17 protein-coding genes are annotated in these 16,149 nt (G+C 48.9%); 12 read left to right on the top strand and 5 right to left on the bottom strand.

Going from position 1 to position 16,149, the window contains the following annotated elements; all coding sequences use genetic code 11:
- Positions 1 to 28 precede the first annotated feature (28 nt).
- Positions 29 to 772: a DUF4352 domain-containing protein gene (locus WMW72_RS12010; RefSeq protein WP_341415707.1), complete on the bottom strand. Its 744-nt coding sequence runs from the start codon at positions 770 to 772 to the stop codon at positions 29 to 31.
- A 1,056-nt stretch (positions 773 to 1,828) separates the two neighbouring features.
- On the opposite strand from WMW72_RS12010, the gene WMW72_RS12005 reads away from it, so the two are divergent.
- The 4 genes from WMW72_RS12005 (at position 1,829) to WMW72_RS11995 (ending at position 3,458) form a co-directional block, all read left to right on the top strand.
- Positions 1,829 to 2,317 (top strand): accessory gene regulator B family protein, encoded by a 489-nt coding sequence (locus tag WMW72_RS12005; protein ID WP_341415706.1) that lies wholly within the window; start codon positions 1,829 to 1,831, stop codon positions 2,315 to 2,317.
- A gap of 4 nt (positions 2,318 to 2,321) precedes the next feature.
- Positions 2,322 to 2,444, top strand: a complete 123-nt coding sequence (locus WMW72_RS12000) for a hypothetical protein (protein ID WP_341415704.1) — start codon at positions 2,322 to 2,324, stop codon at positions 2,442 to 2,444.
- A 7-nt stretch (positions 2,445 to 2,451) separates the two neighbouring features.
- Positions 2,452 to 2,823, top strand: a complete 372-nt coding sequence (locus tag WMW72_RS35570) for a LytTR family DNA-binding domain-containing protein (protein WP_423227540.1) — start codon at positions 2,452 to 2,454, stop codon at positions 2,821 to 2,823.
- 167 nt (positions 2,824 to 2,990) lie between these two features.
- Positions 2,991 to 3,458 carry a hypothetical protein gene (locus WMW72_RS11995; protein WP_341415703.1) on the top strand — a complete coding sequence of 156 codons (468 nt, stop codon included), beginning with the start codon at positions 2,991 to 2,993 and terminating at the stop codon, positions 3,456 to 3,458.
- A gap of 73 nt (positions 3,459 to 3,531) precedes the next feature.
- Here WMW72_RS11995 and WMW72_RS35565 read toward each other — a convergent pair whose 3' ends face one another.
- Positions 3,532 to 3,708: a helix-turn-helix domain-containing protein gene (locus tag WMW72_RS35565; RefSeq protein WP_423227539.1), complete on the bottom strand. Its 177-nt coding sequence runs from the start codon at positions 3,706 to 3,708 to the stop codon at positions 3,532 to 3,534.
- Between the two features lie 795 nt (positions 3,709 to 4,503).
- Positions 4,504 to 5,115, bottom strand: coding sequence for a TetR/AcrR family transcriptional regulator (locus tag WMW72_RS11990; protein WP_341415702.1), 612 nt, complete (start codon positions 5,113 to 5,115; stop codon positions 4,504 to 4,506).
- A 118-nt stretch (positions 5,116 to 5,233) separates the two neighbouring features.
- On the opposite strand from WMW72_RS11990, the gene WMW72_RS11985 reads away from it, so the two are divergent.
- Positions 5,234 to 6,457 (top strand): MFS transporter, encoded by a 1,224-nt coding sequence (locus WMW72_RS11985; RefSeq protein ID WP_341415700.1) that lies wholly within the window; start codon positions 5,234 to 5,236, stop codon positions 6,455 to 6,457.
- Positions 6,458 to 6,638: 181 nt separating this feature from the next.
- On the opposite strand, the gene lexA is transcribed toward WMW72_RS11985, so the two are convergent.
- A complete protein-coding gene (lexA, locus tag WMW72_RS11980) occupies positions 6,639 to 7,259 on the bottom strand; it encodes a transcriptional repressor LexA (RefSeq protein WP_341415699.1) in 621 nt (206 codons plus the stop codon).
- A gap of 149 nt (positions 7,260 to 7,408) precedes the next feature.
- On the opposite strand from lexA, the gene WMW72_RS11975 reads away from it, so the two are divergent.
- From WMW72_RS11975 to WMW72_RS11955, 5 genes are all read left to right on the top strand, one after another.
- The gene (locus WMW72_RS11975; protein WP_341415698.1) at positions 7,409 to 7,765 is read left to right on the top strand and encodes a LysM peptidoglycan-binding domain-containing protein; all 357 of its coding nucleotides are present in this window, start codon (positions 7,409 to 7,411) and stop codon (positions 7,763 to 7,765) included.
- Between the two features lie 111 nt (positions 7,766 to 7,876).
- Positions 7,877 to 8,074: a DUF896 domain-containing protein gene (locus WMW72_RS11970; RefSeq protein ID WP_341415697.1), complete on the top strand. Its 198-nt coding sequence runs from the start codon at positions 7,877 to 7,879 to the stop codon at positions 8,072 to 8,074.
- A gap of 14 nt (positions 8,075 to 8,088) precedes the next feature.
- On the top strand, positions 8,089 to 9,078 hold the full coding sequence (locus WMW72_RS11965; protein WP_341415696.1) for an aldo/keto reductase: 990 nt from the start codon (positions 8,089 to 8,091) through the stop codon (positions 9,076 to 9,078).
- Positions 9,079 to 9,101: 23 nt separating this feature from the next.
- Positions 9,102 to 9,617 carry a hypothetical protein gene (locus WMW72_RS11960; RefSeq protein WP_341415695.1) on the top strand — a complete coding sequence of 172 codons (516 nt, stop codon included), beginning with the start codon at positions 9,102 to 9,104 and terminating at the stop codon, positions 9,615 to 9,617.
- Positions 9,618 to 9,672: 55 nt separating this feature from the next.
- Positions 9,673 to 10,464, top strand: a complete 792-nt coding sequence (locus WMW72_RS11955) for an HAD family hydrolase (RefSeq protein ID WP_341415694.1) — start codon at positions 9,673 to 9,675, stop codon at positions 10,462 to 10,464.
- A 227-nt stretch (positions 10,465 to 10,691) separates the two neighbouring features.
- Here the strand turns inward: WMW72_RS11955 and WMW72_RS11950 are convergent, their stop codons facing one another.
- Complete coding sequence (locus WMW72_RS11950) at positions 10,692 to 11,234, bottom strand: 1,2-dihydroxy-3-keto-5-methylthiopentene dioxygenase (protein WP_341415693.1); 543 nt, start codon at positions 11,232 to 11,234, stop codon at positions 10,692 to 10,694.
- A 407-nt stretch (positions 11,235 to 11,641) separates the two neighbouring features.
- Between WMW72_RS11950 and metH the strand changes: the two genes are divergently transcribed.
- Entirely contained in the window at positions 11,642 to 15,076 is a 3,435-nt protein-coding gene (metH, locus tag WMW72_RS11945) for a methionine synthase (protein ID WP_341415692.1), read from the top strand.
- Positions 15,077 to 15,175: 99 nt separating this feature from the next.
- Positions 15,176 to 16,141 (top strand): ribonuclease Z, encoded by a 966-nt coding sequence (rnz, locus tag WMW72_RS11940; protein ID WP_341415691.1) that lies wholly within the window; start codon positions 15,176 to 15,178, stop codon positions 16,139 to 16,141.
- The last annotated feature ends 8 nt before the right edge of the window (positions 16,142 to 16,149 follow it).

Genomic DNA, 16,149 nt, shown 5'->3' with positions numbered 1-16,149 from the left:
ATCCGTCGAAGGATAGAGGGCTCTGCAGTTATTTTGTTTTAAACCACACGCCGCCAGTGCCATCGCTCTTGCGCGCAAAAGTGATAAGCGGTTCGGAGTCGTTTTTGTCAACCAAGAAAGCAACATATCCAGTGTGCTGCGCGTTGACATATAACTCCGATTTGATAGTAGGCTCCGGGGCCACAACGCTGAAGAACTTATAATCTTTGCCTTGGGAAGAGACTAATGTAAAGTCAGATTTACTAATTGATACCTTTGCATCAGGGTTTTTATTACCGGATATCTTAATGGATAATTTAGCAAGAAGATATTCTTTTCCTTCAGGAGCTTCCTCGTTAAACTTATTCTCCTTTTCGATAAGTCTCCAGGCTTTATCGCCCCGAATTGCTTCATCTACACTTAGTTGCCCATTGTAATTTTCTATTATCGAACTATTAGTAAAGTCAATGGTTGTTCCAATAGAGGCTGGTTTGCTCCTACTGGTGGGCAGGGGATTAGATGTAGCAGTTGGCTTATTATCAGTTTTAGGAACGTCTGTACTCTTGGCTTGAGGCTGCACCTTATTTTCCATATCAGAAGCTATTGTATTGATCCTGGCGGAAGTCGTTTCAAGCTTATTCGCAGTTCCATTCAGTGTATTGCTAATAAACGGCCATAAAAACACTACAATTATTAATCCAGCGCCGACATACGACCAAGACCTTAAGGTCCTTTTCTTTATTTCTTCGCTAGTTAAGTGAGTCATTTTAATTTTGTCATCCTCTACGTTCAACTAACCCACACTCCCATTATAAAAATAGCCCAGGAGTCGTAAAACTCGTGGGCCTTTTGTCGGTGCTTCCGAACTATAGCCAATAATATCAGATTACCTAATGGTTGTAAATAATGGAAAATGGAAAAAACAATCATTTAAAGTGTTGCAAAAGCATTTTAAATGCTGTAAAATGAAATTATGGAGGTGATTGAAATGGGTGGTAGGCCGCCAAAGGCAGATAAAAAAATCCGTGAAGCTATATACTTCGAACCTGCGTTACTTGAGTGGCTTAAGGTTATGGCAGAGGAACAGAGGTGTACAGTAAGTGTGATCGTAAACAGGCTAACCGAGAAAGCCAAAGAACAACAAAACCTTAATCACTAAAATAAAATAGGGTAAAAGGGGTAAAAACATGTCTACAGTCGGCTTTCTCATTCTAGGTTTCCTCGACATCTCGGTAATGCTCTACCTGGTACTTAAGATTTTCCGTTGGCCTTATAAATATCACTACCAAGCGTGTATTGTCATAGCATCCGTATGCTCGATAGAATCATACGTCACTAGGTTTGTATTACACATATCAGAAATAGATTTATTGATTCAAATTATAACGATAATGCTATTAATGAGAGCCCTAATGCAGGTAAGCCTTTACTACTCCTTAATAATCTCTACCATAGGCGCTCTTTCCTACTCAATTGTAGTGTTCGCAGTATTCACGATCCTTGACCTACTGAACGTTGTAGCTTCGAGTGACGCCTCTAACAACGCCGGACTCAGCATATCAATGGTCCAGGCTATAGGGCAACTAACCGGCCTATTGATCGCATATTTCTTACATAAGATTAATGCTGGATTTTCATTTATATCCGTTCCTCCTCACGATGCGAAACGGAGGTTTAGCAAACAGGAAAAGTATCAAATTACAATTAACACTATAGGCATTCTAATCATTGCATCGACCACTAATTTGGTCATCTCATATGGAGGATTTGGTGTTACCATCATTATGGCAATAGAGGCGGTCGCATTAGTGTGCTTGCTTTTGATAGCTTATAAGAGGGACGTGAGAGTTTGAAGGACCCAATTGATTATTTATCTGATGGCATAGCAGGAGCAATAAAGCGGGCTAACCCAGAAGAGACGGTTGATAAAGAGGTGATGAGCTATGCACTTTCATTAGGCATCAACATGGTTTTAACAATAGGATTATTCCTATTGGTTGGATATCTGACAAACAATTTTATATTGTCTGTAGGAATTCTAATTGTGTTTGCAGTAATGAGGACTTTAGCAAAAGGAATCCACATTAAATCATTAACTTTGTGCGTTATTGTGACCGTCACGATGCTAATTATGGTATTATTAATACAGTGGCCTAGCGTAATTTCTATACCAGCAATTATTGCGGTTGTATTATTGGTATTGATCAAATCGCCGGTAAACTGGATTCGGAAATCAACCGCAATAGTAGTTGCCGCAATTTGTTTTACGATAGGAGACATTCACCTGGTTGTAGCTTGCTTATGCCAGGCGATTACTTTAGTTCCACTAAGGAGGTGACACCATGATCAAAGCTATTGCAAAGTACTCTTCCGCTGCGCTAGGGTTGGCTGCGCTTGTGCTCTTCGTTACAGACAAGTTCCCTTTGGGAGATAAGCATGCCCCGGAAGCATTGAGAAAGAAATGATGTTGATATGAATAATTTCGACTTACCTATACCTTGTTGGGACGTTGATGAAAATACTCAGACAATCATGGTTACGTCTGTAATATACTTAGAAGTAACAAGAATAAAAAGTACAGCAAAGATCAAGATGTATACTGCCAACCAAGAGTACATTTCTAAAATTCAAGGGTCGCTTGAGTCTTTGGAAATCATGCTTGAGCAATTCGGATTTGTAAGGGCAGATACAGGGATCTTAGTAAATATCAATCATTTTTCGCACTTCGAAAATGATGGATACCAGCGAAAAAAGTTCTGCTTTAACAACTCCGATAAGTTCGTTTTTTGCTCAAGACCAAGTTACTCTAGATTACGTTTACTTTTAACTGATAAAGGGGCCTAAGACATTTACTGTTCTAGGCCCCTATATCATGTATTTATATTTTTGTCAATGACAATTGGTAGGTACTTTAATTGCACCCCACAAATGCCAAAATCTGTGTTAAAATCATGTACATAGAATTAAAACGATGTGCGTAAAGTGTACGCCTAAGAGAGGGGGATTCGAGAATGGAGGACCTTGTAAGCCGGATAGGACAAGTATTGGAAGAGCAAGGTCTGGATATGGCCTCAAGAGAGGCTGCGGTGAAAAAAATAGCAGAACTCATTTATTTAGAGAAAAAAGAGTTAGTCGCATTATGTATAGATGCTGATAATCCAGATGAATTGATCAACATAAAAATATCAGAATGTTACTACATAGATACTCAAAAAAGAAGAATAATCTATCAGCATACCAATGGTAAGAAGTATCCCAATGTCCATTTGCTTGAAGACTTTGAATCAAGTAGTTTACTATATAGAGAAGGGATTATTCGTACTGATCATTCAAACTTTCTTAATATAAACAGAGTTACCAGCTTCAGCAAAGCAAGAGGCCAAGCTTTTTTTGATGCTGATAAAAGGATTGCCGCAAAAGTAGCAAGCATACATTCGCCACAAGTAAAAGAGAACTTGAGGATTCGAGGGATTGAGTGAAAATAAAGTTCTTGACTAATAAAATTTTCGCCATATTGGCGAATTTCGAGCGAGGGGAGGAGCGAAAACTCACTCACCGCCGCTTGCGTTTACTGATAAAAGTAACTTCGTAAAAATCTTCAGCATGGCAATTAAGTATCCTGGACGCTAGTACCGTATGTTCGTAGGTCATATTCCGCTCGTTATTGATCCAGCGATAAACGGTTGATGGGGCTACCTCCATACGTCGAGCAAACTCAGCAGGTGTCATATCACCTAATAGCGAGTGCAAGCGGCAACTCCCCCTTTCCAGGGGCATGTCTCACCTCGCAAACTGACATATACAATATTATACATCAATTTAAGGAGGTGAGGAAATGAAGTTGGATACAAATAGCCGTAGCTCATGTAGAGAGCCAACGGCTATAGGTGCAAAGACTCACTGCAATGAGTCTAAGCATTTCGGTACATTGTAATAATAAATCAAATTCATCTGAAATGAAACACATAAATAATCGCAATGACTTGCATTCAATCGCAAATGTCTTTGCCTGGAAGAGGGAACGATATGCACGAAGTACGATATAATAGTGAAATAAGCAAAAAATATCTTTCCGTGAGAGTGAAGCTTTTATTTGAAGCGCGAAAATTGCCCATTCCAGAGAAGGTTAGGATAATTACTCCGAACGAGAATTTTGTACTGACAATAAAGTGATAAATGCAACAGGGGCGCCCACAAGAGCGCCCCTGATTTGCCCACATATAAAGGTTAAACAACATCAAAACACGAATGTGCGTTCCGTGATAATTCATTGAAAACCCTGTTTATCTCACGAAACAAGGCAAAACATTAGCATGAGATATTCATCGTACGCAAGTTCACGCCTGGGAGCGTGAGCAGTATTTGACCCTGTATTAATCATTAAGACTGAAAGCGTGTATCCGGGAGACCGGATACACGCTTTTTTTGTTGGCCAGCAGGCTGGAAATATTACTTTGCTCCTATACTTAACTTTACGTCAGTAGATGATTCGATACTTGTCCTCGCTTAAATGTTACCCCGATCCTACGTCTTTTCAGACAGCGCATCCCATACGCTCATTAGCATTGTTATGGCAGCATCAATGGCCTCAATTGGAACACCGTCCCTGGCTTGTGAAGAAATCCCTCGAAGAAAGGTGTCAAACAAGGTCACCAGCATGGGAATATCCGTAGAAGCGGGTAGCTCACCATGTGCAATGGCCCGTTCGATACAAGCCTGCTGCCAGCCGCGGACCTTTTCTCGTTCCTTGGAGAGCAACTCCATGATGTGCTTGAGTTCAGGAGAACAGGTCGAAGCGGACAACACAATCAGACAGCCTAGAGGGTGGGAGCTTTCGGTCTGCATCCGTGCCGATCGCCGTAAACCATCCTCAATGGCTGCTTTGGCTGTCATGCTTGTATCCCTGAAGCTTTCCGAAACTTGTCCGTAAGTGGAGATATACTGATCCACCACTTCGCGGAACAGCGCCTCCTTGGATTCGAACGCCGCGTAAAAACTCGCTGCTGATATATCTCCCATCGCAGCGCGCAACTGAGCAAGTGAAGTGGATTCAAAGCCGTGTTCCCAGAACAGAAGCATTGCGGCGACAACCGCCTGGTCTCGATTAAATGCTCGGGGACGTCCCGTTCGTGGCATAAGATAACCTCCTTCTATTTAATATATACTAATCGATCCAGAAGTCCTTGACAAGGGATTGCGTTGAGTTTAATATGTGGAATGAGTGATCCATAATTATTTTTAGGAGGAACATACTTTGTCTCACATCTCATCATCCACAGATCTGGCTCAATCGGCTAATATGCCTGCTAAGCTTCCTTGGCTTGCATTGCTGGCACTTGCGATGACAGGGTTTATTTGTATTCTTACAGAGACAATCCCAGCGGGGCTCCTGCCGTTAATCGGGGAAGGGTTAAATATTACGAAAGCGATGGCCGGGCAACTCGTAACCCTGTATGCGTTAGGCTCGCTTGTGGCGGCGATTCCGTTCGCCATGTTTACCGGAAGCGTGCGGCGGCGCCCGCTCTTGATAGCCATTATTACAGTTTTTTTAGTCTTCAACTCGATCACCGCCTTATCGACCAGCTACGCTCTGACACTAACGGCACGCTTTATTGCCGGTGTGGCTGCTGGCGCAGCTTGGGGGATGGTTGCCGGTTACGCCAGGCGCATGGTTCCGGAAGCTCTGAGAGGGCGTGCCCTTGCTGTTGCTATGGTAGGAACACCCATTGCGTTGACCTTTGGGGTGCCGGCCGGAACTTTGCTGGGTGATCTAATCGGTTGGCGCCCCGTATTCGGGCTGATGTCTCTTCTGACTCTTGTGTTAATCGTGTGGGTGCTATGGAAGGTGCCGGACTATCCCGGTCAGCCTGCAGAGGAGAGAATGACAGTCCGGCAGGTATTTGTTTTACCGGGCATACGTCCGATTCTGATGGTGGTCCTTACCTGGATGCTGGCACACAATATTTTGTACACGTATATTGCCCCGTTTCTTGAGCGAGCCGGGCTCGCAGAACGTGTCGATCTGGTCTTGCTGGTCTTTGGATTAGCGGCTCTTGTATCCATCTGGGTTATTGGCCTGCTCATCGACCACAAGCTGCGCCTGCTGGTATTGGTCAGTCTAATTGGCTTTGCGCTGGTATCTGTAGCCCTGTTGGCGGGTGGCACATCGGCGTCGGTCGTTTATGCGGCTGTTGCGTTATGGGGACTTACCTTCGGGGGGGCCGCAACACTATTGCAAACCGCACTTGCTGATGCAAGCGGCGAAGAAGGTGTGGATATTGTAATGCCCATTAATACGACGGTGTGGAATCTGGCCATTGCTGGCGGAGGCATTGCAGGTGGCATCTTGTTAGACATGGTGGGGGCGCAGGCTTTCCCAGGGGTGCTGTTGATTTTGCTGCTTGTGGCACTTATTATAGCGTTCAGTGCGAAGAAACATGGCTTTCCCCGAAAACAAAAAACATCGCAAGGCTCTTGAATTCGTCGCAAAGGTTGAGGATAAGCTCCTAGATGCAGCTGCGAGCAGGGAAGGTCGATAGGTGGCCGGTTCCTCACCTTAACGAACGGTCATGTGTCATATGCATGCAGAAACCCCCTGCCACACTTCCCGTCCGTAAGGATCGAGAATGTGGCAGGGGGTTTCAAAATCTTATTGAAGATTAGTGAACGTTGCGGAATACGCCGATGACCTTGCCGAGGATGGATACATTCGTCAGCCGAAGCGGTTCCATTGTTGGATTTTCCGGCTGCAGGCGGATATGATCTCTTTCCTTGTAGAACGTCTTGACTGTAGCTTCGTCCTCTTCGGTCATCGCTACGACAATCTCGCCGTTATTGGCCGTCTGCTGCTGACGAACGATGACATAGTCGCCGTTGCGGATCCCGGCTTCGATCATGCTCTCGCCGATGACGCTGAGCATGAAGACGTTATTCTCGCCTACAAAATGGCTGGGGAGCGGGAAGTAGTCCTCGATATTCTCTGTTGCTGTAATCGGGACGCCTGCGGTTACGCGGCCGATCAGAGGCACGTGGGACACGGATACGGCAAAGGCACCGTCGCCAGAGGTTCCATCCAGAATCTCGATGGCGCGCGGCTTGGTCGGATCGCGGCGGATCAAGCCCTTCTTCTCTAGTCTTTCGAGATGTCCGTGAACGGTGGAGCTGGAAGCGAGGCCTACAGCTTCGCCGATCTCGCGTACGGAAGGTGGGTAACCCTTATCCTTGACTTCGGTTTTAATAAAATTAAGAATCGCTTGTTGGCGGGAGGAAATCTTACTCATCGTATCACTCCAATTAAAGGGAATCATTAAGTGGAAGTATAGCATAGAATAGCCGTTCGTACAAACATAAGTTCGAAAAAATGCGATTGACACAAACGTTTGTTCGTGATAATTTGAGAACAGAACAAATGTTTGGGGGCGCGAACGATATGATTCAATCAATTCCATTTCATGAAGTTGCGTATTCTTCTTCCAAGAGGCAGCCTATGCCTGCTGCCAACAATCGCCGAAGCAGGCTCGTTGTGCTAAGTGCTGTATTGGCGGGGCTTCTCCTTGCCGCTGGTTTCATTACCATGCTGTTCGGCAACGCGGATGCTTACGCGGCTGATCCCCAGCCTGCAAGCCATGCTTTTATAGTGGTGAACAGTGGTGATACTTTATGGGGAATCGCTTCTGAATTCAAGTCTCCCAAAGCGGATATTAAGGAATATATATATGAGATCAAGAAGTTGAACGGCATGAAAAACTCTTCCCTGATGGCGGGACAGAAACTGTTGATCCCGTAATCTTCTTGCTGCTATAACCTCTTCTTCGACAGGTTCTCTTGACAATGCATGGCCGGAATGTCAAAGTATAATTTGAGCTATTAGGATCATGACTTGACAGGGAGGACCGGCATGCAGGAATCAGATCACGATGTAACAGTGAAGAGAATTAATGAGTTGGCCCGGAAGGCGAAGACTGAGGGATTGTCGGATGCAGAGATTGAGGAGCGGAATGAATTGCGTGCCAAATACATCAATTCGTTCAAGGCTTCTTTACGAACTCAGCTCGATAACATCAAATTCGTCGACGAGGATGAGGAGAAGAAGTAACGGGAGGGATGGGCATGCAATATCGTGTGTTGGGAAGAAGCGGCCTGATCGTCTCCGAGCTATGCTTGGGTACCATGACGTTTGGCTCATCCACAGACGAGAACGATTCTATCGAGATGATCAACCGCTTCCTGGAACGGGGCGGCAATTTTATCGATACGGCTAACGTGTATGTCTCAGGTAAATCCGAAGAGATTGTCGGCAAAGCGATCCGTGAACGGCGTTCGGATGTTGTGCTGGCTACGAAGGTAAGAATGGCCACGGGATCTGGAGTTAATGAACGCGGTTTATCGCGCAAGCATATTATGGATGGAGTTCACAATAGCTTGAAGCGGCTGCAAACCGATTACATTGATTTATATCAGGTCCATGTGTGGGATCATCTGACTCCGATTGAAGAAACGCTGCGAACGCTTGATGATTTGGTCGCGAGCGGCAAGGTACGCTATATCGGTTGCTCGAATTTCTTGGGCTACCAGCTAATGAAGTCTCTGGGCATCAGTGACCACAACCGCTACGCGCGGTTTATTTCTGTTCAACCGCAGTATAGTCTTGTGAGCCGCGAGATGGATCGGGAAGTTCTGCCGCTTTGCCTAGAGGAACAGGTAGGCGTGATCCCTTGGGCACCGCTTGGCGGTGGATTCCTTACAGGGCGCTATAAGCGGGGCGTGGAGCCGAGTGAAGGCAGGCTCTCCTCCAAGGCAGGGGAAAGCCGGTGGGAGCTTCGCAATTCGGAGAAAAATTTCCGGATCTTGGACGAGCTGTTGGAGGTTTCCAGAGAAGTGGACAAGTCACCGGCTCAGGTCGCATTGAATTGGCTCATTCATAAGCCGGGCATTACGTCCCCTATATTCGGAGCACGTACGCTGGAACAATACGAAGATAATATGGGTGCTGCCGGCTGGAGGCTTTCGGAGGCTCAGTGGGAGCGGCTGGATCAGGCAAGTGCCTTGCCTTCAGAGTATCCATATCGCTTTATCGAGAAGTTCCGCCGCGAATTATAAGACATACATAAGGGGATTGAACCATGTCATCATCTCGCAAATGGGAACGTATGGTGCGCAAAAATTCGAAAGTTACAAGTCGGCGCAACCAAAGCGGCAGCACCAGTACAGCGGTGAAATCGACGGACGGGTCGGTCACCTATAAGGGAAGAAGCTGGCTGTTTCCCATGCTGCTGACTGCGATCGGCGTATTTTGTCTAGTCGTTTTCAGTAAAATCCCAGGCCAAGAATCCATGTATTGGGTGACGGGATTCAGTTATATCGGCTTGGCTTTGCTGATGTATTGGGCTAGAAGGCCGATACTTAAAGTTAGCAAGACATCGTTGACCTCCCGCAGGTTCGGCGGGGACCGGGTCGCAGAAGCTTCCAACATCCAGAACATTAGCTTTGGCAAGGATACGGTCGTTATCACGCTCAAGACGAAGCGAAATCGGTGGGCCTACTCCAAAAGCTTCCATCAGATGCCGATTGATGCCATGAAGGAGAAGCTGACGGAGTTTGCTTCGAAAAACAGCGTAGAGCTTAAACAAGATACATAAGCTTGCGAGCTTAGAGATTATACCATGCTATCGTGGGGGAAAGAGGAGTACGACGATGACAATCAAGGCGGTTTTATTTGATCTGGATGATACCCTGCTATGGGATGACCGTAGTGTGAAGGAAGCGTTCGAGGCGACATGTCAGGAGGCAGCACGGCATTATGATATAGACCCTGCTCGTCTGGAAGAGGAAGTGCGCCGGGAAGCTAGAGCTTTGTATGAAACGTTCGATACGTTCCCATTCACCAAAATGATCGGAATCAACCCGTTTGAGGGCCTCTGGGCTAACTTCACTCACGGGCATCAAGAGGAGTTTCGCAAGCTGCAGGCACTGGCTCCAGACTACCGCAAGAAGTCCTGGACACGCGGATTGAAGGCGCTGGGTGTTGAAGATGCAGCGCTCGGAGAAAAGCTTGCTGAGCTGTTCCCTGCGGAACGCAGACAGCGCCCGATTGTATACGAAGAGACCTTCGAGGTGCTGGATCAGTTGAAGAGCAAGTACAAGCTGCTGTTGTTGACCAATGGTTCTCCGGACTTACAGAAGGAGAAGCTGGCCGGAGTACCTGAGCTGCTCCCATACTTTGATCATATCGTCATCTCCGGCGAATTCGGGGAAGGAAAGCCGGCCGCTTCGATCTTCCATCATGCGATGGAGCTGCTGCAAATTTCCCCGGAAGAAGGCGTCATGATCGGAGATAAGCTGACAACCGATATCATGGGGTCCAATACCGTCGGTATGCGTAATATGTGGATCAACCGTCATGAGCTGGAGCTGACGGGAGAGAATCTGCCCGTTCACCAAATTCGTTCGCTTCGCGATATTGAACCGATTCTGGCTTCGCTGTAATCGGCCTTTATGAACAGCATTTCGCTCTATCGGCGGGATGCTGTTTTTATATGGACAGGGTAGTTGACCATTCCCTTGCCCTCGGTTGACGGCTCATGGACCGTGTCCTTCCATAAGAAATGCGAATATCATATTGGGAGTAGTATGGGGCAACGGGGAAGAGCTTGCCGAATAATCAAAAAAGCCCGGCGTTCGTCCGCCGGACTTTCATGCTGTGTGAGCGTGTCTTATGCTTTTTGGAAGGAAGCATCTTCGAAAGGATGGGCAATCCAGCCTTCCGTTTCGATGAACAACCGGACGGCTACGATCTGGCGGTTGTCCATTAAGGTGAAGAAATGCGGCTTGTGCTCAGGCACGGAGATGACATCGCCTGCTTCGAGCTCGACATCGAAATATCCGACATCATCGGTTCCTTTGATAATAAAGATACCGCGTCCCGCCGTGATCGCACGAACTTCATCTTCCGTGTGCGTATGGACCTGCTCGAATTTTTTCAGCAGCTCATCCAGATTAGGCGTTGCGTCGGAGAGGGCGATAAGGTCCCAGGTCTGGTAGCCACGGCGCCCAGCCAAGTCACGGATCTCCTCTTCAAACGTAGAGAGAATTTGAGCTTTCTCCTCGTCGGACAGGACGAACTTCTCTTGCAGCTCAGGTGCCAGTTTGCCTGGATTCCAATGCTCGTAAAGTACCTCTTGATTCTCTAAAAAAGCGCGCACGTTCTCCTCGCCTTGAATGCGTTCGTCCGTATTGCGAATGCGGATTTCTGCCATCGAACATCCCTCTTTCACATGAAAAGTTACTTCTATAACGTATTATAGTAGAATCAGACACATCTGTCGATCTTCAATGGTAAGAAATCCGATAGGATTTATATTGAGTTGTACGGTTTTTGTCGAAGTTTCTTTTCATCATGTCATGTTTCTGTTACACTAAAGGATAAAATGTCCACGAATGCAAAAGGCTTGTTCGCATTTCGGGAGAATACGTTTTTTTGTCGCCACGAAATGGAGAAGACAGGCAGTCATGATGTGGCGAGAACGACTTTCGAAGGGGACGAAGGCTGCTGTTAACTAACGGACTGGCATCAGGGTGAAGGCTTCGCATAGAAGCTTTTCTGATTGACGGACAGTACTTGCAGTTAGCTGTCCGGCAGGAGAGAAAGGGGAAGGCTAAAGAGATGACAAAAATGAGCTTACAAGAGCAGCTTACACGTAAAATTATGATTCTGGACGGCGCTATGGGAACCATGATCCAGCAGGAGAACCTGACCGAAGCCGACTTCGGAGGCGAGGAACTGGATGGTTGTAATGAAATCCTGGTGCTTACCCGTCCTGATGTGATACAAGACATTCATGAGAAATACTTTGCTGCCGGTGCGGATATGGTCGAAACGAACACCTTTGGTGCGACCAGCGTCGTACTGGCCGAATACGATATTCCGGAGAAAGCCAGAGAAATCAATCTGGTAGCGGCCAAGCTGGCTATAGAAGCTGCTGAGAAATATAGCACCCCTGAATGGCCTCGGTATGTGGTAGGGGCGATGGGTCCTACGACCAAAACCTTGTCTGTGACAGGCGGCGTTACCTTCGAAGAGCTCGTCGAGAGCTATTACGAGCAGGCGATGGCGCTTATCGAGGCGGGCGTGGATGCGCTGCTGCTGGAAACGTCCCAGGATACGCTGAACGTTAAAGCGGGGAGCATCGGGATCCGTAACGCTTATGCAGATAGTGGTAAAAGGCTGCCATTGATGATTTCCGGTACGATCGAGCCTATGGGCACGACGCTGGCTGGTCAAAATATCGAATCGTTCTATATCTCGCTCGAGCATCTTGAGCCGATCTCCATCGGCCTGAACTGTGCCACAGGGCCAGAGTTCATGCGTGACCATATCCGTACCTTGTCGGAAATTGCGGGTACGGCGATCAGCTGTTATCCGAATGCCGGGCTTCCCGATGAGAACGGACAATACCATGAATCCCCGGAGTCTCTGGCCATGAAAATCGCCGGATTCGCCGAGCAGGGTTGGCTGAATATTGCAGGCGGCTGCTGCGGCACAACGCCTGATCATATCCGCGCGATGGCGGAGACGCTGCAGTCCTACAAGCCGCGCCAGCAGAATGGCACGCATCCTGCAGCTGTATCCGGTATCGAGACGGTGTATCTGGAGGAGGACAACCGGCCGATCATGGTCGGCGAGCGGACCAATATTTCGGGATCGCGTAAATTCAAGCGCCTGATCAAGGAAGGCAAGTTCGAGGAAGGCTCCGAGATCGCCAGAGCCCAGGTCAAGAACGGAGCGCATGTCATCGATATCAACTTGCAGGATACGGATATCGACGAGGCGTATGCGATGGAAAATTTCCTCAGCTTTGTCTCCAAGAAGGTCAAGGCTCCGCTGATGATCGACTCCACGTATGATCATATTATTGAGCTGGGTCTGAAGTTTTCCCAAGGGAAGGCGATCATCAACTCGATCAACCTGGAGGATGGGGAGAGCAAGTTCGAGAGCATTGTGCCGCTGATTCATAGGTACGGAGCAGCCGTCGTTATGATTCTGATCGACGAACGGGGGCAGGCTGTCAGCCGCCAGGCCAAGATCGAGGTCGCAGACCGCGCGTACGATCTGCTGACCCGCAAGTATGGGCTCAAGCCGCATGATATCATTTTCGATCCGAATATGTTCCCGGTCGGCTCGGGCGACCCGCAATACATCGGTTCGGCGGTAGAAACGATCGAAGGGATCAAGCTGATCAAGGCTAAATATCCGGAGTGTAAGACCATTCTCGGATTGAGTAATATATCCTTCGGTCTGCCGGATGCCGGACGTGAGGTATTGAACGCTGTGTATCTGTATCACTGCACCAAGGCCGGTCTCGACTACGCGATCGTGAATACCGAGAAGCTGGAGCGCTACGCTTCCATTCCGGAAGAAGAGCGCAGATTGGCGGAAGAGCTGATCTACAACACAACGGACGAGACGCTGGCCGAATTCGTGGCTCACTTCCGTGTGAAGAAAGTGGAGAAGAAGGAGAAAATCTCCAACTTATCCCTGGAGGAACGGTTGGCTTCCTATGTGGTGGAGGGAACCAAGGAGGGATTGATCCCCGATCTGGAGATAGCGCTTCAGACTTATGCTCCGCTCGCTGTGATTAACGGGCCGCTGATGCGGGGGATGGAAGAAGTAGGCCGACTCTTTAATAACAATGAACTGATTGTAGCCGAGGTGCTGCAGAGCGCCGAGGTCATGAAGGCTTCCGTTGCTTACCTGGAGCAATTCATGGAGAAGTCGGAGAGTGCGGTTAAGGGCAAGATTATCCTGGCGACTGTCAAGGGCGATGTGCATGATATCGGTAAAAACCTGGTGGAGATCATCCTTTCCAACAACGGCTATAAGATTATCAATCTAGGTATTAAGGTACCGCCTGAGCAACTGATCGAAGCTTACCGCAGAGAGAAGCCGGATGCGATCGGCTTGTCTGGCCTGCTGGTCAAGTCCGCTCAGCAAATGGTCATCACGGCGCAGGACTTGAAGTCCGCTGGTATCGACGTGCCGATCATGGTCGGGGGAGCGGCGTTGACACGCAAATTCACCAAGACGCGGATCGCTCCTGAGTACGATGGTATCGTGTTGTATGCCAAGGATGCGATGGACGGGCTGGATCTCGCGAACAAGCTAAGCGACCCGGAGCATCGTCAGACGCTTATCCGTGAGCTTCGCGAGAGCATGGAATCGGATGTTAAGGAAGCTGGACGCAAAGAAGAGGCCATGCCGGTTTTGACGCGTGTGAAAACGTCCAATGTTGATCGGACGGTGCCTGTACAAGTGCCGCCCGATCTGGAGCGTCACGTGCTTCGAGACTTCCCGATCAGCCATCTGATCCCCTATGTCAATATGCAGATGCTCTTGGGTCACCACCTGGGACTCAAGGGCAAGGTCGAGCAGCTGCTCGCCGACAAGGACCCGAAGGCACTCCAGCTTAAGGAGACCGTTGATGGTATTCTGGCAGAGGCGCAATCACAAGGTATTATCAGAGCTCATGGGATGTACCAGTTTTTCCCTGCACAATCCAGCGGCAATGAGGTGCTGATCTATGATCCGAAGGATCAGACCAAGGTGCTGCAAACCTTTACCTTCCCACGTCAGGAGAAGGAGCCATTCCTGTGCCTGGCTGATTACCTGAAATCAGTCGAAAGCGGAGAAATGGACTACGTCGGCTTCCTGGTCGTTACCGCAGGTCACGGTGTCAGTGATCTGGCTGCACTCTGGCGGGACAAGGGCGACTATCTTCGTTCTCATGCGATGCAGGCTTCGGCGCTGGAGATGGCCGAGGGCCTCGCCGAACGCGTTCATCAGCTGATGCGCGACAAGTGGGGCTTCCCAGACCCGGCAGAGATGACGATGCAGGAGCGGTTCGGAGCCAAGTATCGCGGGCAACGCTTCTCGTTCGGCTATCCTGCTTGCCCGAATTTGGACGATCAGCAGCAATTGTTCGCGCTGCTTAATCCGGCGGATATAGGGGTGGAGCTGACCGAAGGAAGCATGATGGAGCCAGAGGCCTCTGTATCGGCGATTGTATTCGCCCACCCGCAGGCACGTTATTTCAACGCTTGACGAGTTCCTGGTTATACTACAAAGAGTGGGGCGGGATGCCCCGCTCTTTCGCTTTACAATGGCGCGGTTGTCCAGCGCAACGAACGGAGTGAATTGGAAATGGAGATTTACTTTCTCGGGACCGGGGCCGGTATGCCGTCCAAGGAACGTAATGTGACCTCGATCATGCTGAATTTGCTGGCGGAGAGGAACGTCTATTGGATGTTCGATTGCGGAGAAGGAACCCAGCACCAGATCTTGCGGGCACCGGTGAAGGTGAGCAAGCTGGAGAAGCTGTTCGTGACTCACCTGCACGGCGATCACATCTACGGACTGCCTGGTCTGATGTCCAGCCGTTCGTATCAAGGTGGGGATACGCCGTTTACGATCTACGGTCCGCGCGGCATCCGTGAATTTATCGAGACTTCCCTGCGGATTAGCGAATCGCATCTCGGCTATGAGACGAATATTGTGGAATTTGACGAAAGCGAGGAGCCAGCCCTCTTGTTCGAGGACGAGCAGATACGCGTGGAGTACGCTCCGCTGGTACACCGTATTGCCAGCTACGGCTTCCGTGTGGTGGAGAAGCCGCAGCCAGGCCGATTGCTGGTGGACAAGCTGAAGGCTTATGGCATCGTGGCCGGTCCGTTGTACGGCCGAATCAAGCAAGGGCAGCCCGTCATGCTGCCAGACGGACGGGAAGTGCAGGCTGCCGAGTTTCTGGGGGCACCCATCCCCGGACGGATCGTGACGATCCTGGGGGACACGCAGCCTTGTGAGAACTCCATAACACTGGCCCTTGACGCGGATTTGCTGGTGCATGAAGCGACCTTCGGTGAGGCACGCAAGGAAATGGCAGTCCGGTACGATCACTCGACCTCGATGGATGCGGCCCGCATAGCAAGCGAAGCGAAGGTCAAGACGCTGGTTATTACCCATATCAGCTCGCGTTATCAGGAAGAAGCGGCGGACGAGCTGCTGCAGGAGGCGCGGACGATTCATCCCCAGACTTATATGGCCGCGGATCACTTCCGTCTGGAGATTCCGATGCGGGCGGCGGACGGCGCGGCGGCTAGTCCGGAATAGGACATCCT

The sequence above is a fragment of the Paenibacillus filicis genome, from assembly GCF_038070315.1.
Classification (GTDB): Bacteria; Bacillota; Bacilli; order Paenibacillales; family NBRC-103111; genus Paenibacillus_G; species Paenibacillus_G filicis.
Note: the sequence above shows the minus strand (reverse complement) of the source record. Positions and strands in the feature narration are given on the sequence as shown.